Here is a 23,474-nt window from a genome sequence, read left to right on the forward strand (position 1 = left end):
AGGCGGTCCTAGGCGAACAGTTCACCCTGCAACTCGTCGAGCAACGCCTGGATCGCATCCAGGCGTTGCTGCGGATCGTCGAGTTGCAACAGGTCGATCTTGTCTTCCTCGGCAAACGGCAGCAGGTAGGCCAACTGGTTCGCCAGCGCCTGCTGCCCCGCCGCTTCGATGCCCATGTTCAGCGCTTCGACCATCGGATGCTCGGCCAGGGCCTTGAGCAGCGCCACCAGATCAGCGTCTTCGTCCTGCAGAGGCTGCTCGGGCTCTTCATCCAGCCACTCGACCTCCGCGACGATCAGCTGATCGCGCTGCACCTCGGTGCGCAGAACATGAAAGCGCCGCCCGCCCTGCACACGAATTCCCAGCAGGCCGTTGTCCTGTTGCTGGAAATCGGTGATCCGCGCTTCGCACCCGACCATCGCAAATCCTTCGGGCGCCACTCCGACTTCGTGGCCTTCGAGGATGCATACCACACCAAACCCGCCGCCCTGTTTCATGCAGCGGCCGATCATGTCCAGATAGCGCGCCTCGAAGATCTGCAGATCCAGATTGCAGCCGGGAAACAGCACCGTGTTCAGCGGAAAAAGCGGCAGACTCATAGACATTTCCTTACACCACCATCGACACCGCCAACGGCAGGAACACCGCCGTGGCCACGCCCATCAGACTCATCGCCAGCGCCGCGAAGGCGCCGCACTCATCGCTTTCCTGCAACGCCACCGAAGTGCCGACCGCATGCGCCGTCATACCCAGCGCCATGCCGCGCGCCTCGGGGCTGTGCACGCCGAGGCGGGTCAGCAGGGCCGGGCCGAAGATCGCGCCGATGACTCCGGTGATCAACACGAATACCGCCGCCAGTGCCGCGACACCGCCGATCTGCTCGGCCACCAGCATGGCAATCGGCGAGGTCACCGACTTGGGCGCCATGGTCATCAGAATCATGTGATCGGCCCCGAACCACCAGCCCAGTGCCACGCCCATCCCCGTGGCGACCACGCCGCCTATCACCAGCGTAGTAAAAATCGGCCAGAACAATTGGCGGATGCGCCGCAGATTCAAATACAGCGGCACGGCCAGCGCCACGGTTGCCGGCCCCAGCAGAATGCTGAGGATTTCCGTGCTCTTGCGGTACTCGGCGTAGGTCACGCCGCAGCCGACCAGCACGCCGATCACCAGCAGCATCGAGACCAGCACCGGTTGCAGGAAGATCCAGCGGGTTTTCTCGAACGCCGCCAGCACCAGTTGATAGGCCCCCAAGGTAATGCCGATGCCGAACAGGGGATGGTGAATCACCGAGGCCCAGGCGCCTTGCCAGTCGAACAGCATCAGGACTCCTCCGAATGCGGCGCGTGACGTTTAACCAGACGCTGCATCAGCACCCCGGCGAAAGCCATCGACAGAATCAGCGACACCACCAGCGCACCGACGATGGCCCAGAAATCCGCGGCAATCGCTGTGGCATACACCATCACGCCCACCGCCGGCGGCACCAGCAACAACGGCAAATAACGCAACAGGCTGCCGGCGGCGAGATTCAGCGGCTCGCCGACTTCACCACGCACGATCAGGAACACCAGCAACAGCAAAAGGCCGATGATCGGCCCCGGCAGCACCGGCAACAGCAAATGATTGAGGGCCGTGCCGAGCAATTGAAACAGCACCAGCATGGTCAGGCCACGTAGCAACATCGGACATCTCCGTCTTACTTTCCAACCCGCAAGTCGTCGGCATTATAAGCACGCCTGCGCTATGGATCGGCATTCGCCAAAAGCATGGTCGGTTGACCTGAGCAAATCGCCATGATGATCTACAGTGGTTCGCAGGGCGGTCAAATCCCCCACCTGAAAACTATAAAACCGATGAACCCAAGGAGAGTCTCAATGCCCTATGTTCCAGTTGCAGAGCTCAAAGATTATGTCGGCAAGGAACTCGGACGTTCCGAATGGCTCACCATCGATCAGGAGCGTATCAACCTGTTCGCCGAAGCCACCGGGGATTATCAGTTCATCCACGTCGATCCGGTCAAAGCCGCGCAAACGCCATTTGGCAGCACCATCGCCCACGGATTCCTGTCGCTGTCGCTGATCCCCAAACTGATGGAAGACATTCTGGTTCTGCCGCAAGGCGTGAAGATGGTGGTCAACTACGGCCTGGACAGCGTGCGCTTCATCCAGCCGGTCAAGGTCGACTCCAAAGTCCGGCTCAAGGTCGATCTGGGTGAAGTGACCGAGAAAAAACCTGGCCAGTGGCTGCTCAAGGCCACCGCCACCCTGGAGATCGAAGGCTCGGACAAACCGGCCTACATCGCCGAACCGCTGTCGCTCTGCTTCGTTTAAGCGCCTGGATGCGAAGCGGCTCACGCTGTTTCGCATCCGCTCCTCCCTGCCGGCTGTATAAGGTCACATAGCTGCGGCATACTCGGTCGCCTAATTGCCCGGATCCCGCTATGCGCTCATTCGCCCCTCTTGCTCCCCTTGCCTTGACCCTGTTGCTGGCCGCGTGTGGCGACGGCGAATCGCTGTTGCCGCCGGATGCGCGCCTGCCCGACGGCGGCCGCTATCGCGGTGAACTGGTCGATGGCTTGCTGCAAGGCCAGGGCCGGGTCGACTACCCCAACGGCAGCTGGTACGCCGGGGCGTTCGACAAGGGGCAATGGCATGGCCAGGGCGAATGGCACGGCAGCAATGGCGAGGTCTATCGCGGCAACTTCCAGCAAGGGCTGTTCGACGGCCAGGGCACGTTGACCACCACCGCCGGCAGCTACACAGGCGGTTTCAAGCTGGGCCGACGCGACGGCGAAGGCACCCTCAAGGAAAACGCGATGACCTATCGCGGCGAATTCAAGGCCGACCAGTACTCCGGGCTCGGTCGCCTGGAGCTGGACGACGGCAGCTCCTATCAGGGCCAGTTCGCCCACGGCAAACCCAATGGCGAAGGCCAGCGCGGCGATGCCAGCGGCAATCAGTTCACCGGCCACTTCGTCAATGGCCAGCTCGAAGGCAACGGCACCTTCAACAGCGCCGACGGCGACATTTACGTCGGCGGTTTCAAGAACAATCAACTGCACGGCAAGGGCCGCTACGAGAACGCCGATGGCGACGTCTGGCTCGGGCAGTTCAAGGAAGGCGCGCTGACCGGCAAGGGTGAATTGATCGGCGCCGACGGCAGCCATTACATCGGTTATTTCAATGACTGGCGCTTCAGCGGTCAGGGCCGCCTGAACCTGTCCGATGGCAGTTTCTACGTCGGCGGATTCGACAGCGACAGTTATTCCGGACGCGGCACCCTGGTGCTCACCGATGGCAGCGTGCTCAGCGGCACCTGGATCAACGGCCAGCGGGTACGCGATGCCGACGGCAAATTGCTGCCGGACACCCTCGAACTCGGCCTGCTGGCCCAGGGTCGCCTGCTCGATGAAGCGCTGGCCAACGTACCGGCCTCAACCCCGGCCGTTGAGCTGTACACCCTGACCCTCGGCGGCGATGGCAAGCAGAGCGTGTTCCTGCGCGAATCCGACTACGTGGCCAACATGCTCACCAGCCGTTTCGGTGCGTTTGGCCAGATTCGCCTGGTCAACCACCGCGACCACCTCGGCGACCGGCCGATGGCCACCCGCGAAAATCTGCGGCGCGCCGCTCAAACCCTGGCCGAACGCAGCGGCCCGGAAGATCTGGTCTTCATCTACCTGACCAGCCACGGCACCGCCGAGCACGAGCTGGTGCTCGATCAGCCGCGCATGGAACTGGCCGACCTGCCCGCCGACGAACTCGCCGCCGTGCTCGCACCGCTGAAGAACCGCGACAAGATCATCGTCATCTCCTCGTGCTATTCCGGCGGTTTCATACCGGCGCTGAAGGACGAACGCACGCTGATCATGACCGCCTCACGCGCCGACCGCGTGTCGTTCGGTTGCTCCGAGGAGGCCAATTTCACCTACTTCGGCGATGCCCTGTTTGCCCAGGCACTGAACCAGACCGACGACCTGGAGCAAGCCTTCAAACTGGCCAAGGCCACCGTTGCCGAGCGCGAACTGGCGGACAATTTCGAAGCCTCCGAACCGCAGATCTGGGCGCCGAAAACCGTGCTGGCGCACTGGCAACTGCTGCGTAAACAACAAGCGAGAAAAGCATTGCAAAGTGCTGCGTTGAACGACGGAGCGACAAAGAGCAACTAAGCTGAACAGTATCAAGGGAGAGACACTATGTACTTGACGCCTCAGCATGTCTTGCTTGCCGGAGCCACCGGTCTGACCGGTGAACATCTGCTCGACCGCCTGCTCAACGAGCCAACGATCAGCCGTGTCCTTGCCCCCTCACGCCGGCCGCTGGCCGAACATCCGCATCTGGAAAACCCGGTCGGCGACCCACAGACCTTCCTGCCGCAGTTGGCGGGTCGCGTCGACATCGCCTATTGCTGCCTCGGCACCACCATCAAGCAGGCCGGCTCCGAAGAAGCGTTCCGCGCCGTGGATCTGGACATGGTCGTAGCTTTCGCCAAGCGCGCCCGGGAAATGGGCGCACGGCACCTGATCGTGATCAGTGCCCTGGGGGCCGATCGCCGATCCTCGATTTTCTACAACCGCGTCAAAGGCGAGATGGAATACGCGTTGCGCGCGCAGGACTGGCCGCAACTGACCATTTGTCGGCCATCGCTGTTGCTCGGCGAACGCAGCGAGCCCCGCCTGGGCGAGCAGCTTGCCGCGCCATTCTCCAAATTGATTCCTGGCAAATACCGCGGCATCGAAGCCTGCCAACTGGCCCGGGCCATGTGGCGGCTGGCGTTGGAGGAGCAGGACGGGGTACGGATCGTCGAATCGGATGAGTTGAGAAAACTCGGCAAGTAAAAACAAAAGATCGCAGCCATTGGCTGTGATCTTTTTAGAGTCCGCCAGTCGCCTGGAACCCCACGCCGATCACCGTCAGCAACGACAACAGCAGCGTGTCGAGCAGTGCGCTGGCCGGCAGATCCACACCGGGGTAACTCGGCGCCTCGGCGCCGAATCGATCCATCGCGCAACATCCGCCATTCATCGCATACAGATCCAGCCGGGTGCCGGAATACACCACCGGCGCGCCGGGCTTGGCGGCATCCAGCGTGCGCGCCGTGGCGCAGCCAGTAAGTTGCAACACCAGCAGGATCGCCAGCAACTTATTCATCGCTGCTCAGATGGTGTTCGCCCCAGCGCGGCAGCATGTCTTGAGGGATGCCCAGCAGATTGAGAATCCGCGCCACCACGAAATCGATCAGGTCATCGATGGTCTGCGGCTGGTGATAGAAGCCCGGCGAGGCTGGCAGGATGGTCACGCCCATGTTCGACAACTTGAGCATGTGTTCCAGGTGAATGCTCGAATACGGCGCTTCGCGCGGCACCAGAATCAACTGGCGCCGTTCCTTCAACGTCACGTCCGCCGCCCGTTCGATCAGGTTGTTGCAGGCGCCGGTGGCGATGGCCGACAAGGTGCCCGTCGAACACGGCACCACCACCATGGCCGCCGGAGCGCCGGAGCCCGAGGCCACCGGCGACATCCAGTCTTCCTTGCCGTACACGCGGATCTGCCCGGCGGCCGCGCCGGTGTATTCGGTGAGGAACGCCTGCATCATTTGCGGCTTGGCCGGCAACGACACGTCAGTCTCGGTGGCCATCACCAGTTGCGCGGCCTTGGAGATCAGAAAGTGCACCTCGCGATCCTCGCGCACCAGACAATCCAGCAGGCGCAAACCGTACTGGGCGCCGGACGCGCCGGTCATCGCCAGCGTGATGCGTTCGGGGCCATTGCTCTCGAAACGACTGCTCATTTCAGCGCCTCGGCGAGTTTGCCGTGCAGGCCACCGAAGCCGCCGTTGCTCATGATCACCACGTGGGTGCCGGGCTGGGCGTGGCTCTTCACGCGTTCGATGATGCCTTCCAGCGAATCGCTGACGATCGACGGCACGGTGCACAACGCGGCGGTGCCTGCCAGATCCCAGCCGAGGTTGGCCGGGGCGTACCAGATCACCTGATCGGCATCGACCACGCTGTCCGGCAGACCGTCACGGTGGGCGCCGAGCTTCATCGAGTTGGAGCGCGGCTCGATGATCGCGATCAGCGGCGCATCGCCAATACGTTTGCGCAAGCCGTCGAGGGTCGTGGCAATCGCGGTCGGGTGGTGGGCGAAGTCGTCGTAGATGGTGATGCCGCGCACTTCCGCGACTTTCTCCATCCGGCGTTTGACGCTCTTGAACGCGCTCAACCCGGCGATGCCCATCGACGGTACAACGCCGACGTGACGCGCGGCAGCCAGAGTGGCCAAGGCGTTGGCAACGTTGTGCTGACCGGTCAATTCCCACTCGACCACGCCTTGGGATACGCCTTCGAACATCACTTCGAACGCCGAGCCGTCGTCTTTCAGCAACTTGACCTGCCACTGACCGCCAGCACCGGTGGTTTGCACCGGAGTCCAGCAGCCCATTTCGATCACGCGCTGCAAGGCCGGCTCAGTGGTCGGGTGAATCACCAGCCCTTCGCTCGGGATGGTGCGCACCAAGTGGTGGAATTGCCGTTCGATAGCCGGTAGATCAGGGAAGATGTCGGCGTGATCGAACTCAAGGTTGTTGAGGATCGCGGTACGCGGACGGTAGTGGACGAACTTCGAGCGCTTGTCGAAGAACGCGCTGTCGTACTCGTCGGCTTCGATCACGAAGAACGGCGTGCCGCCCAGACGCGCCGACACCGAGAAATTCTGCGGCACGCCGCCGATCAGGAAACCCGGGCTCATGCCGGCGTGCTCCAGCACCCAGGCGAGCATGCTGCTGGTCGTTGTCTTGCCGTGCGTACCGGCAACCGCCAGCACCCAGCGACCTTGCAGCACATGGTCGGCCAGCCACTGCGGGCCGGAAACGTACGGCAGGCCTTTGTTCAGCACATATTCCACCGCCGGGTTGCCGCGGGACATGGCGTTGCCGATCACCACCAGATCCGGCGCCGGATCAAGCTGCGCCGGGTCGTAACCCTGGGTCAGCTGAATACCCTGAGCTTCGAGCTGGGTGCTCATCGGCGGATAGACGTTGGCATCGGAGCCGGTCACGTGATGGCCCAGCTCTTTGGCCAGAACCGCCATCGAGCCCATGAAAGTCCCGCAGATACCCAGAATATGAATGTGCATAGTCGACCTCGTAAAACATGGCCGCAGGTTAGCGCAGGGAGGGGGAAATCGCACTCTTTAGCTGATCACCCGACCTTGTCGGGAGGGGGATTCAAGCAGTTCGGGCAATCCCGTGCTTGCGCAGCTTTCTATAAAGCGTATTGCGGCTCACGCCGAGCTGCTGCGCCGTGTGGGTCATGTGCCAGCGCGTGTGTTCCAGCGCATTGAGCAACGCCAGCCGCTCGGCATCTTCCAATGGATGTTCGGACGACGATTCATCGACTTTGACCAACAGCGGCTGCACCTGCCGAAACATCGCCGGCAGATCCTCCAACCCGATCCGCCCTTCATCGCACAATGCCGCCAGCGTGCGCAGCACATTGCGCATCTGCCGCACATTGCCCGGCCAGTTGAAGCCCAGCAACGCCTGGCGCGCCGGTTCTTCGATCAGGATCTTTTCCCCGCCCGCCTCTTCGGCCAGCAGGAAATCCAGCAGCTGAGATTTGTCACTGCGCTCGCGCAACGGCGGCAACGCGACTTCCAGTCCGTTGAGCCGGTAGTAAAGGTCCTCCCGAAAGCTGCCATCACCGACCCGCTCCAGCAAATTGCGGTGAGTGGCGCTGATGATCCGCACGTTGACCGCTTCCGGCTCGCCGCCAATGGGCACCACTTGCCGGTCCTCAAGCACCCGCAGCAGACGGGTCTGCAAGGCCAACGGCATGTCGCCGATTTCATCGAGGAACAGCGTGCCGCCATCGGCCTGCTGCAACTTGCCGCGCATGCCGTCCTTGCGCGCACCGGTGAAACTGCCGCCGCGATATCCGAACAGCTCGCTCTCGATCAGGCTTTCGGGAATTGCCGCGCAGTTGAGAGCGACGAACGCTTTGCCGGCGCGCTGGCTGGCGTTATGCACAGCCTTGGCGAATGCTTCCTTGCCGGAGCCGGTTTCACCGTTGATCAGCAGCGGCACGTCACGCTCGAACACCCGCAGCGACTTGCGGAAATCCGCCTGCAACGTCGCATCACCGAGGCAAATGCCTGCAAGACGCGGCGCTTCCACAGGCGCGGGAGCCGGCGCGACCGGCAACGGCCGGCGGGTCTCACCGCGCAGCACCGCAAACAGATGCCGCCCGTCACGGGTGCGCAGCGGCCAACTGGCGCTGGCATTGGCGCTGGCGCGCCCGAGCAACTCATCCAGCAAACAATCGAAAAACGCCTCAACCGGCTTACCGAGCAAGCCGCCACGAATGTGCCCGAGCAGGTTCAAGGCACTCTGATTGACCGCGCTGATCCGCCCGTCCCCGTCAAACGCCAGCAACCCTTCGCTGAACAGCCCGACGGACTCGGCCTGGAGATGAAAACGCAGCAACCATTGGTTATCGAAACAACGCAGGAAATAGCAGCTCTCGATCATCTTCGCCGACAGATTGACCAGCGCCATGGTGTGGAACTGGCTCTGGCGCGAGACGTCATGCCGCGCCGAGGAAACGTCGAGCACCGCCAGCAGTTCGCCGTGCGGGTCAAACACCGGGCTCGCCGAGCAAGTCAGGCCGGTGTGGCGGCCGCGGAAGTGTTCGTCCTGATGGATGGTCAGAGCCTGACGCTCCACCAGGCAGGTGCCGATGCCGTTGGTGCCCTCGCAGGCCTCGCTCCAGTCGGAACCCAGCCACAGGCCGGCGCGTTCGAAAATCTTGCGTTCAGCGGGAGCGGTGACGCAGTTGAGGATCACCCCGCGCGCGTCGGTCAGCAGCACCGCGTGGCCGGCGCCGGAGAGTTGTTGATGCAGGCTGCTCATTTCATTGCCGGCAATCTGCAACACCTGTTGCAGCCGTTCGCGGCTTTCGAGGATTCGACCGTGTTCGAGCACGGTCGGCGCCACGGTCAGGGCCGGGTCGAGGTGATAATCCTCAAGACAACGCAGCCACGAACGGGCAATCGACGGGTCGGCACCGGGGCCGTGCAGGTGCGGCTTGCCCTGGGTGACGGTGAGAACCTGCCGGGCATGGCGACTCAAATGGTTGTCGTGCATTTCTTATTATTCTCCCCGAGGCTCATCGGCCCATGCGTGAAGTGGTGCCCAGCATCCTCCAGCCCACCGGTCTTTGCAATGCTGGCAAGACCGCCCGGTCACGGGTTGTGCCAGAAGCGGTACAAACTGTCACCCAGGCTGTACCGATACCGTCACAGACGTTCGCCACTTGTCCGACAGAAATCACGCAAGGCCTTGATTTGCCTGACCTGCACGGCAGTGGCCCGGCCTTTGCTCTACGCTTATAGCAAGCGCTCATGCGCGTCTCTCTGATAAGTACAACAGCCAAGGAGAACATCATGCGTTACGCTCACCCCGGTACTGAAGGCGCCAAAGTCTCGTTCAAGAGCAAGTACGGTAACTACATCGGCGGCGAGTTCGTCGCGCCTGTCAAAGGTCAGTACTTCACCAATACCTCGCCAGTGAATGGCCAGCCAATTGCCGAATTCCCGCGTTCCACCGCCGAAGACATCGACAAGGCCCTGGACGCCGCCCACGCCGCTGCCGATGCCTGGGGTTCCACTTCCGCCCAGGCCCGCTCGCTGATCCTGCTGAAAATCGCCGACCGCATCGAACAGAACCTCGAAACCCTGGCGATCACCGAAACCTGGGACAACGGCAAAGCCATCCGCGAAACCCTCAACGCCGACATCCCGCTGGCTGCCGACCATTTCCGCTACTTCGCCGGGTGCCTGCGCGCCCAGGAAGGCAGCGCCGCCGAGATCGATGGCAACACCGTGGCCTATCACATCCATGAACCACTGGGTGTGGTCGGCCAGATCATCCCGTGGAACTTCCCGATCCTGATGGCCGCATGGAAACTCGCCCCGGCCCTGGCCGCCGGCAACTGCGTGGTGCTCAAGCCTGCCGAGCAAACCCCGCTGGGCATCAGCGTGCTGCTGGAACTGATCGGCGACCTGCTGCCGCCGGGCGTGCTCAACGTGGTGCAAGGGTTCGGCAAAGAAGCCGGCGAAGCCCTGGCCACCAGCAAGCGCATCGCCAAGATCGCCTTCACCGGCTCGACCCCGGTCGGCTCGCACATCATGAAATGCGCTGCCGAAAACATCATTCCGTCCACCGTAGAGCTGGGCGGCAAGTCGCCGAACATCTTCTTCGAAGACATCATGCAGGCCGAGCCAAGCTTCATTGAAAAAGCTGCCGAAGGCCTGGTGCTGGCGTTCTTCAATCAGGGCGAAGTCTGCACCTGCCCGTCCCGTGCACTGGTTCAGGAGTCGATCTATCCGCAGTTCATGGAAGCGGTGATGAAGAAAGTCAGCCAGATCAAACGTGGCGACCCACTCGACACCGATACCATGGTCGGCGCCCAGGCGTCCGAGCAGCAATTCGACAAGATCCTGTCGTACCTGGAAATCGCCAAGGGCGAAGGTGCCGAACTGCTGACCGGCGGCAAGGTGGAAAAACTCGAAGGCAACCTGGCTTCCGGTTACTACATCCAGCCGACCCTGCTCAAGGGCACCAACAAGATGCGTGTGTTCCAGGAAGAAATCTTCGGCCCGGTGGTGAGCATTACCACCTTCAAGGACGAAGCCGAAGCCCTGGCGATTGCCAACGACACCGAGTTCGGCCTCGGTGCCGGCCTCTGGACCCGCGACATCAACCGCGCCTATCGCATGGGCCGTGCCATCAAGGCGGGTCGCGTGTGGACCAACTGCTACCACCTGTACCCGGCGCACGCCGCGTTCGGCGGGTACAAGAAGTCCGGCGTCGGCCGTGAAACCCACAAGATGATGCTCGACCACTACCAGCAGACCAAAAACCTGTTGGTGAGCTACGACATCAATCCGTTGGGCTTCTTCTAAACCTCGGGGCAACACAGATAATTTGATTCTGTGTTGCCTGTTCAATCGCCTTCGCGAGCAAGCCCGCTCCCACAGGGGACTTGCGTCGGCCCACATTATTGGATTCTGCACAAATCCAATGTGGGAGCGGACTTGCTCGCGAAGGCGTCCTAAGTGACACAACACAAAGCCTGGCCGCTCTGGCACGGGCCTTGCGTACCCGTCATTCAGGATTTGCGTGAACACTGCCGCTGCGTGAACAGCCTCCACCCACCCAACCGCTACTCCTGAAAGTCCAACAGATCGAACAATAAAAAAGACAGAGAGGACTTATGACTTCCACCACACAGCTCAAACCCACACTCGGCACCCTGCACCTCTGGGGCATTGCCGTCGGCCTGGTGATTTCCGGCGAATACTTCGGCTGGAGTTACGGCTGGGGCACCGCGGGAACCCTGGGTTTCCTGGTCACGGCCCTGATGGTCGCGACCATGTACACCTGCTTCATCTTCAGTTTCACCGAACTGACCACCGCGATTCCTCACGCGGGCGGGCCGTTTGCCTACAGCCGTCGGGCGTTCGGCGAAAAAGGTGGATTGATCGCCGGCATCGCCACCCTGATCGAATTCGTGTTCGCCCCGCCGGCCATCGCCATGGCCATCGGCGCCTATCTGAACGTGCAATATCCGGGGCTCGATCCAAAACTCGCGGCGGTCGGCGCGTATTTTGTGTTCATGACCCTGAACATCCTTGGCGTCAGCATCGCCGCGACCTTCGAGCTGGTGGTGACCGTGCTCGCCGTCGCCGAACTGCTGGTGTTCATGGGCGTGGTCGCGCCGGGCTTCAGCTTCAGCAACTTTGTGCTGAACGGCTGGTCCGGCGCCAATGAATTCACGATGGGTTCGATTCCGGGCATTTTCGCCGCGATTCCCTTCGCGATCTGGTTTTTCCTCGCCATCGAAGGCGCAGCCATGGCGGCCGAGGAAGCCAAGGATCCGAAACGCACAATTCCACGGGCCTACGTCAGCGGCATCCTGACTTTGGTGTTTCTCGCTATCGGTGTGATGGTGATGGCTGGCGGCGTCGGCGACTGGCGTCAACTGTCGAACATCAACGATCCGCTGCCGCAGGCAATGAAAGCGGTAGTCGGCAACAATTCGACCTGGATGCACATGCTGGTGTGGATCGGCCTGTTCGGGCTGGTGGCGAGTTTCCACGGGATCATCCTCGGCTACTCGCGACAGTTCTTTGCCCTGGCCCGGGCCGGTTATCTGCCCAAAGGTCTGGCCAAACTCTCGCGCTTCCAGACGCCGCACCGGGCGATCCTGGCGGGCGGCGTGGTCGGCATCGCGGCAATCTACAGCGACGGTGTGGTCAATCTGCAAGGCATGACCCTGACGGCGGCGATGATCACCATGTCGGTGTTCGGCGCCATCGTGATGTACATCATCAGCATGCTCAGCCTGTTCAAACTGCGCAAAACCGAGCCGAATCTGGAACGCACCTTCCGCGCGCCCGGTTACCCGGTGGTGCCGGCCATCGCGTTGTTTCTGGCGCTGGTGTGCCTGGTGGCGATGGCCTGGTTCAACACGCTGATCGGTTGTGTGTTCCTCGGGTTCATGGCCGCCGGTTACCTGTATTTCCAGCTGACCGCCAAGCAACGCTCCGAAGCACCGACAGACGCTATGCTCGAAGGTATATGAATTGCACCGGCACCGCGCCTTTCGCCCGGTGCCCGCTATATAGAAGTGCATAAAGATCCAATGTGGGAGCGGGCTTGCTCGCGAATGCGGTGCGTCATTCAACAATGATGTCGCCTGACACGACGCCTTCGCGAGCAAGCCCGCTCCCACAGGGGATCGAGTTATCCACAGAACCAGGAGGAACGCGCCCAATGGCCGCATTTGCCCATACCGTCGGCGCCCAGACCTATCGTTTCGACAGCCTCAAGGACGTGATGGCCAAGGCCAGCCCGGCACGCTCCGGGGATTTCCTGGCCGGCGTCGCCGCGCTCAACGATGGCGAGCGGGTAGCCGCGCAAATGGCACTGGCCGACATCCCGCTCACGCATTTCCTGCAGGAAGCGCTGATTCCCTACGAAACCGATGAAGTCACCCGACTGATCATCGACACCCAGGATAAACAGGCTTTCGCCGTGGTCAGCCATCTCACCGTCGGCGGCTTTCGCGACTGGCTGCTCAGTGACGCCGCCGATGAAACCAGCCTGCGCGCCCTCGCCCCCGGCCTGACGCCGGAAATGGTCGCTGCCGTGTCGAAGATCATGCGCGTGCAGGATCTGGTGCTGGTGGCGCAGAAAATCCGCGTGGTCACGAAATTTCGCGGCACCCTCGGCCTGCGTGGACGGTTATCCACAAGGCTGCAACCCAATCACCCGACCGACGAACCGTCCGGCATCGCCGCGAGCATTCTCGACGGTCTGCTGTACGGCAACGGCGACGCGATGATCGGCATCAACCCGGCCACCGACAGCATCGCCTCGATCTGCGCGATGCTGGAAATGCTCGACGCGATCATCCAGCGCTACGACATTCCGACCCAGGCCTGCGTGCTGACCCACGTCACCACCTCTATAGAAGCGATCAACCGTGGCGTGCCGCTGGATCTGGTGTTCCAGTCGATTGCCGGCACCGAAGCGGCCAACGCCAGTTTCGGTATCAACCTGAACATCTTGCAGGAGGGTTATGAAGCGGGCCTGAGCCTCAATCGCGGCACACTCGGGCAAAACCTGATGTATTTCGAAACCGGTCAAGGCAGCGCGCTGTCGGCCAACGCCCACCACGGCGTCGATCAACAGACCTGCGAGACCCGGGCCTACGCCGTGGCGCGCCATTTCAAGCCGTTTCTGGTGAACACCGTCGTAGGATTCATCGGCCCGGAATACCTCTACAACGGCAAACAGATCATCCGCGCCGGCCTCGAAGACCACTTCTGCGGCAAGTTGCTCGGCGTGCCGATGGGCTGCGACATCTGCTACACCAACCACGCCGAAGCCGACCAGGACGACATGGACACCCTGCTGACCCTGCTCGGCGTGGCCGGGATCAACTTCATCATGGGCATCCCCGGCTCCGACGACATCATGCTCAACTACCAGACCACTTCGTTCCACGACGCGCTCTACGCGCGCCAGACCCTGGGCCTGAAACCGGCGCCGGAGTTCGAGCAGTGGCTGGCGAACATGGGCATCTTCACCCAGGCGGACGGCAAGGTCCGCTTCGGCAACAACCTGCCGCCGGCCTTCCGCCAGGCCTTGGCGCAACTGGGATGAGTCAGATGGAAAAACCGCCCGTCGATCCGCAAAACCCGTGGCTGGAGCTGCGTCGTCTGACCCCGGCGCGCATTGCCCTCGGTCGTACTGGCACCAGCCTGCCGACCCGCGCACAACTGGATTTCCAGTACGCCCACGCCCAGGCTCGGGATGCGGTGCATCTGCCGTTCGATCACGCCGGGCTCAGCGCCCAACTGACCGAGCGCCAACGCGACAGTCTGCTGCTGCACAGCGCGGCGGTGGATCGCAACAGCTACCTGCAACGCCCGGATCTGGGGCGCAAGTTGAGCGATCAATCGGCGCAAACCCTGCGCGAATACGCCGAGGCGCATCCGGGCGGTGTGGATCTGGTGATTGTGGTGGCGGACGGTCTATCGGCGCTGGCGGTGCATCGGCATACCCTGCCGTTTCTCACCCGCCTGGAAGAACAGATGAGCGCCGACGAATGGTCGACTGCACCGGTAGTGCTGGTGGAACAGGGTCGAGTGGCGATTGGCGATGAAATCGGCCAGTTGCTGGGCGCCAGAATGGTCGTGATGCTGATTGGAGAGCGTCCGGGCCTCAGTTCGCCGGACAGCCTGGGTTTATATTTCACCTACAATCCCAAGGTCGGCCTCACGGATGCTTACCGCAATTGCATCTCCAACGTGCGGCTGGAAGGGCTCAGCTACGGCATGGCGGCACATCGCTTGTTGTATCTGATGCGCGAAGCCTGTCGGCGCCAGCTGTCGGGCGTCAATCTGAAGGACGAAGCGCAGGTTCAGACGCTGGAATCGGAAGCCGGTGCAGACATGAAGAGTAATTTCCTACTCGATCCGCCCCCAGCCTGAACCGTTTCCGCATTGCCTTTCTGCGCCGGTTTCAGGCAGCATCGATGCACGGCCGCCCGGGTTTCCCATCGCCGTCAGAGCACGTGAAGACAGCCACTTGAAGGACGAGACCTACCATGCGGATTATCCAAGCGACCCTCGAACACCTGGATTTGCTGACCCCGTTGTTCGTTAAGTACCGCGAGTTCTACGGCTCCCTGCCCTATCCGGACTCGTCCCGGGCCTTTCTCGAAAAGCGCCTGCGACGCAAGGAATCGGTGATCTACCTGGCCCTGGCCGATGACGACGACAGAAAACTCATGGGCTTCTGCCAGCTCTACCCGAGCTTTTCCTCGCTGTCGCTCAAGCGCGTGTGGATTCTCAACGACATCTATGTCGCCGAAGACGCCCGCCGCCAGCTGGTGGCCGACAACCTGATCCGCACCGCGAAGAAAATGGCCAAGGAAACCCAGGCCGTGCGCATGCGCGTCTCCACCAGCGCCGACAACGAAGTTGCGCAGAAAACCTACGAATCCATCGGGTTCAAGGAAGACACCGAGTTCAAGAACTACGTGCTGCCGATCAGCGAAGAACTCTGATCGCGAGGTGTCCTGCGGGGAGGGAGCAGACTTCCTCCCCAAAATGAATCCCAACCCGACATTTATTCACACCGACATCCCCCGCTACAAAACCAACGCGCTTTTCACCCCTCAGCCCGTATAATCCCGATCTTTCCGGCTTGTAAGAAAAACTACACCCGCTTGTAGGCTTACACGAAGTCATCCGCACAGGTCTGCCGAGTCAGACCGTCACCACAGGTGCCTCCATGGATTTCAACCCGCTCGACCTTATCCTGCATCTCGATGTTTACCTCGACCTGCTGGTGAATAATTACGGGCCATGGATCTACGCCATCCTGTTTCTGGTGATCTTCTGCGAGACCGGTCTGGTGGTGATGCCATTCCTGCCGGGTGATTCCCTGCTGTTCATCGCCGGCGCAGTGGCTGCGGGCGGCGGTATGGACCCGGTATTGCTGGCGGGCTTGCTGATGCTCGCGGCGATTCTCGGCGACAGTACCAACTACGTGATCGGGCGAACGGCGGGTGAAAAGCTGTTCAGCAATCCGAACTCGAAAATCTTCCGCCGCGACTACCTGCAACAGACCCACGATTTCTACGACAAGCACGGCGGAAAAACCGTGACCCTGGCGCGCTTCCTGCCGATCATCCGCACCTTTGCACCGTTCGTCGCCGGTGTCGCGAAGATGCCTTACCCGCGGTTCTTCGGCTTCAGCGTGTTCGGCACGGTTTTGTGGGTCGGCGGTCTGGTGACGCTGGGTTATTTCTTCGGCAACGTGCCGTTCATCAAGAAGAACCTGTCGCTGCTGGTGGTCGGCATCATCCTGCTGTCGCTGATTCCGATGATCATCGGCGTGGTTCGCAGCCGTTTCGGCGGCACCAAAGCCCAATCGCACTAAGCCGATGTGGTCGCTGAGCGCCTGGCGCCGCCGGCGCATTCTGGCCAGGCACCCGATTGCCGACGAACTGTGGCAGCGGGTGCGCCATCACCTGAGTTTTCTCGATGGCATCACGCCCGCTGAAGACCAGTGGCTGCGTGAAGCCAGCGTGCTGTTCCTCGAAGACAAACACCTGACCGCCCTGCCCGGCGTCGAACTGCACCAGGAACAACGCCTACTGCTCGCCGCCCAGGCCCAATTGCCGCTTTTACATCTCGGCGATCTGAACTGGTATCAGGGTTTCCACGAAATCGTCCTCTACCCCGACGACTTCCTCAGCCCCCAGCGCCATCGCGATGCCAGCGGCGTCGAGCATGAGTGGGACGGCGAACACAGCGGCGAAGCGTGGCAACAAGGGCCGATCATCCTCGCCTGGCCCGGCGTAATGGCCAGCGGTGGCTGGGAAGGCTACAACCTGGTGATCCACGAACTGGCGCACAAGCTCGACATGCTCAACGGTGACGCCAACGGCCTGCCCCCGCTGCATGCCGACATGCGGGTGAAAGACTGGGCCGAAGTGATGCAGACAGCGTACGACGACCTCAATCGCCAGCTCGACCGCCATCCCGACGCCGAAACCGCCATCGACCCCTATGCCGCCGAGAACCCGGCCGAGTTCTTCGCCGTCACGAGTGAGTACTTCTTCAGCGCTCCGGACTTGTTGCACGAGGCTTACCCACAGGTGTATGCGCAGCTGCGGCTTTTCTATCGCCAGGATCCGTTGACCCGCCTGAAGCAACTTCAGGCCAGCGACCCGGTCTATCAGGCTCACGAGTAAAGGTCTGCACGACTTCCGGTACATGGCGTCCACGGCAGAATATGCCTATAATCGCCGCCACTTTTTGGTCAATCCGGCCAAGTGTTTTTGGTCAACTAACGGGGGCAAAGCCCAATGAGCTACAGCAAGATTCCGGCTGGCAAAGACCTGCCGAACGACATCTACGTCGCGATCGAGATCCCGGCCAACCACGCGCCGATCAAATACGAAATCGACAAAGACAGCGATTGCCTGTTCGTTGACCGTTTCATGGCCACCCCGATGTTCTACCCGGCCAACTACGGTTACATCCCGAACACCCTGGCTGACGACGGTGATCCCCTCGATGTGCTGGTCGTGACCCCTTACCCGGTTGCTCCAGGTTCGGTGATCCGCGCGCGTCCAGTCGGCATCCTGAACATGACCGACGACGGCGGCGGCGATGCCAAAGTCATCGCCGTTCCACACGACAAGCTGTCCCAGCTGTACGTGGACGTGAAGGAATACACCGACCTGCCAGCCCTGCTGATCCAGCAGATCGAGCACTTCTTCGCGAACTACAAAGATCTCGAAAAAGGCAAATGGGTGAAAATCGAAGGCTGGGACGGCGCTGACGCTGCCCGCGCCGCGATCACCAAGTCGGTTGCTGCCTACAAAGGCTAAGCCTCGCGACCTGCGACACGCTTGAAGAAAACCCCGGTTGATCCGGGGTTTTTTGTGCCTGCCTGATAAGTGCTTAAACGACTTGTTTATAGCGGCCTACAGAAAAGTTTTAGTGTGTGTAATTTCCCACAAGGGCGTCTTACATCCCGTCGCAAAATTTGCCCTGATTTTGAACGCAAGGTTTATTCAAACCGCTCTAGGCCGGTCGTAGACTCGTGTTTATGAGAAAGAACACTAGCGGTCCAAGATTCAAGGCACTCCTGGAAGCTGCGAACATCACCACCACGGGATTCGCAAAGTTCTGGGGCACGGAAGCCCAAAACGTTCATAACTGGTACACCCGGGGCGTACCCGCGTACCGCATGGAAGAAGTTGCGCGCCTGCTGTCCGTCAACAGCCAATGGCTGAAGACCGGCGAAGGCCCGAAAGACGCCCCGCACCTGCATACGGAGTCGGGCGACATCCTCGATGCCCATGCCATTCGCGGCGTCTACACGGTGCTCGAAACCAACGACATCGAACTGCCGCTCTACAAGGAAGCCCCGACTGCCCCTGGTTCCGACAAGACCCACGTCATCAAGGACCCGGAGCAAACCATCCGTCTGCCCCGCAGCCACCTCGAAGCCTTGGAAATTCGTCACACCGATGCCATCTGCACCCACATGATCGGCAACAGCATGGCCGAGAAAATCGAAGACGGCTCAACCCTCGCCATCGACCGCGGCCTCACCCAGGTGGTGGACGGCGAAATCTACGCCATCGAACACGACGGCATGCTGCGCATCAAATACCTGCACCGCATGCCCGGCAACGCCCTGCGCCTGCGCAGCCACAACAGCGCCGAATACCCGGACGAGATCTTTCGCGCGGCGCAGATCGAGGAGCAGCGGATTCATGTGCTGGGATGGGTGTTCTGGTGGTCGACGCTGGGGAAGCGGCGGCCGGTGGTGCCGTTTCTCTGATCCAGCTTCTGTCGTGAGGGGGCAACCGGCCCGGATAGTCGGTACAAATACGGGATTTTTCATGGATAGAACGCTCTATCCCGCACTTCGCACTGGGAATCCCCAACAAAACTCAGTATCCTGCGCCCCACATTCGCGCATCGGCCCGCCAAGCGGCCCAGATGACGCCTGACGCGGCAGACCACTGTCTGACCAAGTCCCACAGCCGGACGCAAGATCCGGATGTACGTTTTGAAGGCTGGCGCGGTTTACCAAAAATAAACCAAGCCAGTCCCCGAGAAGCCGGCCACAAGCCGGCTTTTTAATGCCTATTGGAAAAGTGGTTTTCGAGAGCCGCTCAGCCAATGGCTGATCAGTACGCAAATCGTGCAGGCGCTACTTGCACAATTGTTCAGCAAAAAAGCTCTTGGCAATTTCGATGCTTAAAGCACTACAAGGACGTTCTAGATTGCTCCCATCTGCCCTGAACTCACGCCTGAAATACGTCGGACTGGTTTCGACCATATGCCTCAGCCTGCCAGCTTGCGTGGGAGTAGGCATTTCCTTCCCTGAAAAAACCACACTCAAAACCGACGCATACAAAACACAAAGTTACCGCTCGCTTCCCCCACAGATCACCAGAACATCAAAATCGACACCCGTCCGAGAATGGTGCGGAGTTACTGTCTGGGCGTTGGTGGTTCCGGTGCCGTTGAAGCTGCCGGTTTGCACGTCGTACTTTGAGCAATCCTTCGGCAAAGACGAGTTCGGAAACGAAGCCGTTCTGCTCAACACACAGCAAAAAGTGCCATCTTCGCTATACGCTTGTGGCCCATTCATGATGTTGGGACCGATCGTCCACGGTTACCAAGGCAACGCGCTTTGCGGTGTTTTCCCGGATTGATGGCGACCATGACAAAGCGGTTTACTCTTTCCCCTCCCAACACTTTCATTTGATTATTCAACCATCGCAATAAGCCATTAGCACATCCGCCCTAATTGCCGCTCACCCAACCTCGCCACTAAATTTCCATTCTGTTTTTGTGCATTGCAAAAGCACCAAGGAATGGAGCAACACCATGTCGTCGTTTTTCAAACTCAATCAATCCCTTGTTCTAGCAACCGCACTTCTGACCGCCACTACTTGCGCGCAGGCAGAAGAACCGAACCCCGTCGGTGACTGGTGGATCATTTACGGCAACGGCATTCCCAACAAGAACATCATGTATGTGGCCGACAGCACTTCAGTCGTGCCGTCGAACCATACCAAGGGTGCGAAATTGGTGGCCGTGACGCTGGTGTATGAAGAACCCGGCAAACCGATGATCGATGCCTACAACCTCGAAGTGCAGTGCTCCACGAACAAGGTCCGCTTTCTTAATGGGCAATCCATAGATCGCATTGCCTACATGATGCGGCACCTGAAAGTTAACAACCAATGGCAGCAGCCGAAGGAGTTCTGGGTACAACGCGCCGCCGAGTTTGTTTGCTCCCCCGCTAAAAAGGACATGATCGCGCTGGGCAAGATGGAGCCCTTGCAGATGATTCAGGGCATGCAACAGATGTTCTTCAAGCTGGCACCGATTCAGGAGAAGGGGCAGATGATGGACAATCTGGATTCGATCCTCGGTAACAAGTAAGCGGCGGAACGCATGATGAATCAATGGACTAAAACGTTACTGGCGGTGCTGCTGACACCCACACTATTGCTGCTGCATGGCTGCCACCTGATTGCTCAGTCTCGCTGGGAAGGACGCGATGTCCAGGAAGCACTCGACCTGTTCGGCAAACCCGACTCGATGAAAAAACAGACCGGTGCCAACGGTGAGAATCTGGCGGTTCTCACTTGGTTCAAATCCTCCAGCTGGACCACTACAGAAGCGGCCGGGACTTCAATGAACCATACCGGCAACGGCATGGTTTACACCGAGTACTACGAGACGGTCGGTCACAGTTCGGATTGCAAACTGGAGGCCACCGTCAATAAGGCCAAGAAGATCGTGCTGTTCAGGATTGAAGACGGGAAGATCATTCACGGGAAGTGCATCAACGTTCCGTTCGTGCCCGGCTACATTCCACCCGGCTTCTAATGCAACCCTGAGCAGGCTCCTGCTCAGGGATAACTAAACGACTTCACCAACGTCAACTCCCCCACCGCCCGCATCGGCACGATGAAAGTCTCCATCTTCTCGCTAGGCGTCCCCTCTTCCGTAATCACCGTCACCTGTGCGGTCGTCAACGGCTGCACCGCCTCTTCCCCACCTTCGTCATCCCCGCGATACCCACCACCAAAATAATTCACGTACACCAGATACTGCCCCTTGATCGGCGCCGGCATGGCGAAAATTTCCGGGCCGTAACCGGTGGTCACGTCAACGTCCAAAGCCGCGCCGTTGGGCGCGACGCGGTCGCCGTACCAGATGTGTGCGCCGTCAGGTGTGATGAGGTGCAGGTCGAGGTCGGTGCCGTCACTGTCCCACGCCAGCAACACCCGCAGTTTGGCCGGAGTAGCGCCACCGCTGGTGTTGAGAAACTGCGTGCGATGCCGTTGCTGGCCGTCCGGGCTGCGGACTTCGACGCTGTTGCTGCCGTTGGGAAACGAGAACGGGCGGTCGAAGCGGCCGCTGTCGTCGATTTTCAGCGGCATGCTGACGCCGTTGACGATCAGTCGGCCGGGCTCTTTGTTTTTCGGTGTGGCTTTGATTTCGCCGCTGATGCGGGCGGTGTTGGCCTGGCCGAGCGGTGTGTTCACCGAGGAGGCTGGATAGTTGACGGTCTGGCGGAAGCTCTCGCCCTCGCCTTCGGGCGCGCCGCTGCGCCAGCCGCCGACCGGGGTGTCGAGTTTGACGCCGTCAGCGGCGACCACCGGCGAAACCGCGGCAAATACGCAGAGCAACAGCAAGACCTGTGGATAACGGAGTGTCATGGTCTATTCCAGCAAAAGGTGACGGGCGAGCCCTTCGATATAGGTTTCATCCTGGCCATTGGGGTGAGCTTCAAAGGCCAGGTGCAGGTATTCGTGAGTCAGGTCGAGGCGGTCCTGCAGGGACAGCACGCCGCGCACGTAGATGCGCTGGCGTTCGCGGTCGACGAAGGGGCGGCCGAAGGCGAGTTTGCAGACGGCGAAAGTGCTGACTTCGTTGTAACCGGTTTCGCTTTCAAGCGTCGGACGCCAGCCGCGACGTTGCTTTTGCAGCCAGTCTTGCGCGGCGGGCAGCGCTTCACAGGACGCCACCGGATTGTCCCAGCGACTGAGGCTCGCGCGCGGATAGGCGTGCAGCAAAATAGCGTCGTAACGCTGGCCGGCATTGGCTTGCTCGACGGCTTGCTGCCAGGCGAGTTTGTCGGGGCCGGGTTGATCGGAGTGATAGGTGACGGTGCTGCCGGCCAATACCAGGTCCGCCGTCCAAGCGGCGATGCTGCGAGATTCGGCGGAGGCCGGACGCGGGGCAACACGCTGGCGAGTGCTGCTGTCGTCGATGCTCAAACATTCGCCGTTGCGCGTGGCGTTTTGCAGCAGATAGGTGCGGATCGCCACGGCCAATGCTTTGGCGGCTTCGGCGGGTTCGGGTTTGGCTTCACGCTCCAGCACGCGGGCGACGTACTCTTCGCGATCCAGCCGGGCGACCAGTTTGTCGTTGAGCAGAAACAGTTCGCCGTCGCTGTGGATATCCAGCGCATTGCCATTGGCGAATTCGACGCGGTAATCGCCCTGCAACGGGCCGGAGCCCGCAACGCGCTCACCCGACAGCACTCGCGTAACCGGATAACGCGAGAACAGTCCGACCTCAACACAACGCCCCGCCTCCGCCGGCCACGATGCGGGCAACACCGTCGCCAACGCCGAACCGTAATGCCGCAGAACCATCTGACTGGTGCCCCGGCCACCGGCCCAGATCGGCGAGCCACCCGCCGTCCACCCAGCGAATCCACCCTGACGTGATTGCGGATCCTGATCGCCGAGCCAGCTCCAGGTTTTTACCCGCAAGCGTCCGCCAAGTTCACCGACGACATTGCCGTCCGCCGCGTTCAGCACCACGTCGAACAGCACACGACGCATCTGCTCCTGAGCCGGCAGCAAAGCCAGAACCTTCAGCAAGTCAGCCACGGAAACCCGAGTAGCCGGCTGCAACGATGGCAAATCCAGCAACCACGACGGCGCCTGTCGCGCCTGCCAATAGGTTCTCCAATCGCCAGCGGTTATGCCCAACCGCGCCGGCTCGAAATACAACCCGCAGGATTTCACCAACGCCTGATCACGCTCGATCTTCCCGCCCGCCGTGCAGCAATAAACCTCTTCCTTCGACTGCCCACGACATTCATAAGCCGGTTCCCGCGCACCGGTATCCACCAGCCACGCATAAACGAACACCTTCCACAGACTGCCCAGCGGTGTCTCCAGCGAAGAAGGCAACGGCTCGCGAGCAGTCAGTTGTGTGGTGTTCAGCGACAGCAACTCACCCTTGTAGGCCACGCGCAACGGCTCATCCTGCGCCGTCGCCAGCGCAGGAATCACACACATCAGCAGCCAGACCAGCAGCCGGGTCATG

At 60.9% G+C, this 23,474-nt stretch carries 24 protein-coding genes; 15 read left to right on the plus strand and 9 right to left on the minus strand.

What is annotated here, in order from left to right; all coding sequences use genetic code 11:
- Positions 1-8 precede the first annotated feature (8 nt).
- From PDR5_RS25315 to PDR5_RS25325, 3 genes are read right to left on the minus strand one after another with little or no spacing between them, the layout of a single operon-like run.
- Positions 9-599 carry an LON peptidase substrate-binding domain-containing protein gene (locus PDR5_RS25315; protein WP_064599681.1) on the minus strand — a complete coding sequence of 197 codons (591 nt, stop codon included), beginning with the start codon at positions 597-599 and terminating at the stop codon, positions 9-11.
- A gap of 10 nt (positions 600-609) precedes the next feature.
- On the minus strand, positions 610-1,326 hold the full coding sequence (locus PDR5_RS25320) for an LrgB family protein (RefSeq protein WP_064599683.1): 717 nt from the start codon (positions 1,324-1,326) through the stop codon (positions 610-612).
- Complete coding sequence (locus PDR5_RS25325; RefSeq protein ID WP_007958636.1) at positions 1,326-1,688, minus strand: CidA/LrgA family protein; 363 nt, start codon at positions 1,686-1,688, stop codon at positions 1,326-1,328. The genes PDR5_RS25320 and PDR5_RS25325 overlap by 1 nt, the downstream gene beginning before the upstream one ends.
- 192 nt (positions 1,689-1,880) lie before the next feature.
- On the opposite strand from PDR5_RS25325, the gene PDR5_RS25330 reads away from it, so the two are divergent.
- The 3 genes from PDR5_RS25330 (at position 1,881) to PDR5_RS25340 (ending at position 4,843) form a co-directional block, all read left to right on the plus strand.
- Positions 1,881-2,336, plus strand: coding sequence for a MaoC family dehydratase (locus PDR5_RS25330; RefSeq protein WP_064599685.1), 456 nt, complete (start codon positions 1,881-1,883; stop codon positions 2,334-2,336).
- 110 nt (positions 2,337-2,446) lie between these two features.
- Positions 2,447-4,174, plus strand: coding sequence for a C13 family peptidase (locus PDR5_RS25335; RefSeq protein ID WP_064599687.1), 1,728 nt, complete (start codon positions 2,447-2,449; stop codon positions 4,172-4,174).
- A 27-nt stretch (positions 4,175-4,201) separates the two neighbouring features.
- Positions 4,202-4,843 carry an oxidoreductase gene (locus tag PDR5_RS25340; protein ID WP_011336110.1) on the plus strand — a complete coding sequence of 214 codons (642 nt, stop codon included), beginning with the start codon at positions 4,202-4,204 and terminating at the stop codon, positions 4,841-4,843.
- A 34-nt stretch (positions 4,844-4,877) separates the two neighbouring features.
- Here the strand turns inward: PDR5_RS25340 and PDR5_RS25345 are convergent, their stop codons facing one another.
- The 4 genes from PDR5_RS25345 to PDR5_RS25360 form a co-directional block, all read right to left on the minus strand.
- Positions 4,878-5,156, minus strand: coding sequence for a YceK/YidQ family lipoprotein (locus PDR5_RS25345; protein ID WP_064599689.1), 279 nt, complete (start codon positions 5,154-5,156; stop codon positions 4,878-4,880).
- Positions 5,149-5,796, minus strand: a complete 648-nt coding sequence (gene ubiX, locus PDR5_RS25350) for a flavin prenyltransferase UbiX (RefSeq protein ID WP_064599691.1) — start codon at positions 5,794-5,796, stop codon at positions 5,149-5,151. The genes PDR5_RS25345 and ubiX overlap by 8 nt, the downstream gene beginning before the upstream one ends.
- On the minus strand, positions 5,793-7,142 hold the full coding sequence (gene mpl, locus PDR5_RS25355; protein WP_064599693.1) for a UDP-N-acetylmuramate:L-alanyl-gamma-D-glutamyl-meso-diaminopimelate ligase: 1,350 nt from the start codon (positions 7,140-7,142) through the stop codon (positions 5,793-5,795). Before mpl ends, ubiX begins: the two co-directional genes overlap by 4 nt.
- A 91-nt stretch (positions 7,143-7,233) precedes the next feature.
- A complete protein-coding gene (locus tag PDR5_RS25360; RefSeq protein ID WP_064599696.1) occupies positions 7,234-9,150 on the minus strand; it encodes a sigma-54-dependent Fis family transcriptional regulator in 1,917 nt (638 codons plus the stop codon).
- A gap of 299 nt (positions 9,151-9,449) precedes the next feature.
- Here PDR5_RS25360 and exaC point away from each other — a divergent pair, with 299 nt between their 5' ends.
- From exaC to PDR5_RS25415, 12 genes are all read left to right on the plus strand, one after another.
- Positions 9,450-10,970, plus strand: a complete 1,521-nt coding sequence (gene exaC, locus PDR5_RS25365) for an acetaldehyde dehydrogenase ExaC (protein WP_064599698.1) — start codon at positions 9,450-9,452, stop codon at positions 10,968-10,970.
- Positions 10,971-11,281: 311 nt separating this feature from the next.
- Positions 11,282-12,652, plus strand: coding sequence for an ethanolamine permease (gene eat, locus PDR5_RS25370; protein WP_064599700.1), 1,371 nt, complete (start codon positions 11,282-11,284; stop codon positions 12,650-12,652).
- 191 nt (positions 12,653-12,843) lie between these two features.
- Positions 12,844-14,238, plus strand: coding sequence for an ethanolamine ammonia-lyase subunit EutB (locus tag PDR5_RS25375; RefSeq protein ID WP_064599701.1), 1,395 nt, complete (start codon positions 12,844-12,846; stop codon positions 14,236-14,238).
- Positions 14,235-15,068 carry an ethanolamine ammonia-lyase subunit EutC gene (gene eutC / locus PDR5_RS25380; RefSeq protein WP_442963848.1) on the plus strand — a complete coding sequence of 278 codons (834 nt, stop codon included), beginning with the start codon at positions 14,235-14,237 and terminating at the stop codon, positions 15,066-15,068. The genes PDR5_RS25375 and eutC overlap by 4 nt, the downstream gene beginning before the upstream one ends.
- Before the next feature lie 116 nt (positions 15,069-15,184).
- The gene (locus tag PDR5_RS25385) at positions 15,185-15,646 is read left to right on the plus strand and encodes a GNAT family N-acetyltransferase (protein ID WP_039771887.1); all 462 of its coding nucleotides are present in this window, start codon (positions 15,185-15,187) and stop codon (positions 15,644-15,646) included.
- 227 nt (positions 15,647-15,873) lie between these two features.
- Positions 15,874-16,524 (plus strand): DedA family protein, encoded by a 651-nt coding sequence (locus PDR5_RS25390; RefSeq protein WP_011336118.1) that lies wholly within the window; start codon positions 15,874-15,876, stop codon positions 16,522-16,524.
- Between the two features lie 4 nt (positions 16,525-16,528).
- Positions 16,529-17,341 carry a zinc-dependent peptidase gene (locus PDR5_RS25395; RefSeq protein ID WP_064599703.1) on the plus strand — a complete coding sequence of 271 codons (813 nt, stop codon included), beginning with the start codon at positions 16,529-16,531 and terminating at the stop codon, positions 17,339-17,341.
- Between the two features lie 114 nt (positions 17,342-17,455).
- The gene (gene ppa, locus PDR5_RS25400) at positions 17,456-17,983 is read left to right on the plus strand and encodes an inorganic diphosphatase (RefSeq protein ID WP_007933577.1); all 528 of its coding nucleotides are present in this window, start codon (positions 17,456-17,458) and stop codon (positions 17,981-17,983) included.
- 221 nt (positions 17,984-18,204) lie between these two features.
- On the plus strand, positions 18,205-18,945 hold the full coding sequence (locus PDR5_RS25405) for a S24 family peptidase (protein ID WP_064599705.1): 741 nt from the start codon (positions 18,205-18,207) through the stop codon (positions 18,943-18,945).
- Positions 18,946-19,393: 448 nt separating this feature from the next.
- Positions 19,394-19,828 (plus strand): hypothetical protein, encoded by a 435-nt coding sequence (locus PDR5_RS29515; protein WP_082934447.1) that lies wholly within the window; start codon positions 19,394-19,396, stop codon positions 19,826-19,828.
- A 175-nt stretch (positions 19,829-20,003) separates the two neighbouring features.
- The gene (locus PDR5_RS25410; protein ID WP_064599708.1) at positions 20,004-20,564 is read left to right on the plus strand and encodes a hypothetical protein; all 561 of its coding nucleotides are present in this window, start codon (positions 20,004-20,006) and stop codon (positions 20,562-20,564) included.
- 15 nt (positions 20,565-20,579) lie between these two features.
- Positions 20,580-21,014 carry a hypothetical protein gene (locus PDR5_RS25415; protein WP_039772002.1) on the plus strand — a complete coding sequence of 145 codons (435 nt, stop codon included), beginning with the start codon at positions 20,580-20,582 and terminating at the stop codon, positions 21,012-21,014.
- A 23-nt stretch (positions 21,015-21,037) separates the two neighbouring features.
- On the opposite strand, the gene PDR5_RS25420 is transcribed toward PDR5_RS25415, so the two are convergent.
- Together PDR5_RS25420 and PDR5_RS25425 are read right to left on the minus strand one after the other, a co-directional pair.
- A complete protein-coding gene (locus PDR5_RS25420; protein ID WP_064599710.1) occupies positions 21,038-21,850 on the minus strand; it encodes a YfaP family protein in 813 nt (270 codons plus the stop codon).
- A gap of 3 nt (positions 21,851-21,853) precedes the next feature.
- Entirely contained in the window at positions 21,854-23,473 is a 1,620-nt protein-coding gene (locus tag PDR5_RS25425; RefSeq protein ID WP_064599712.1) for a DUF2300 domain-containing protein, read from the minus strand.
- Position 23,474 lies beyond the last annotated feature (1 nt).

The sequence above is a fragment of the Pseudomonas sp. DR 5-09 genome, from assembly GCF_001655595.1.
Taxonomy (GTDB): domain Bacteria; phylum Pseudomonadota; class Gammaproteobacteria; order Pseudomonadales; family Pseudomonadaceae; genus Aquipseudomonas; species Aquipseudomonas pharyngis.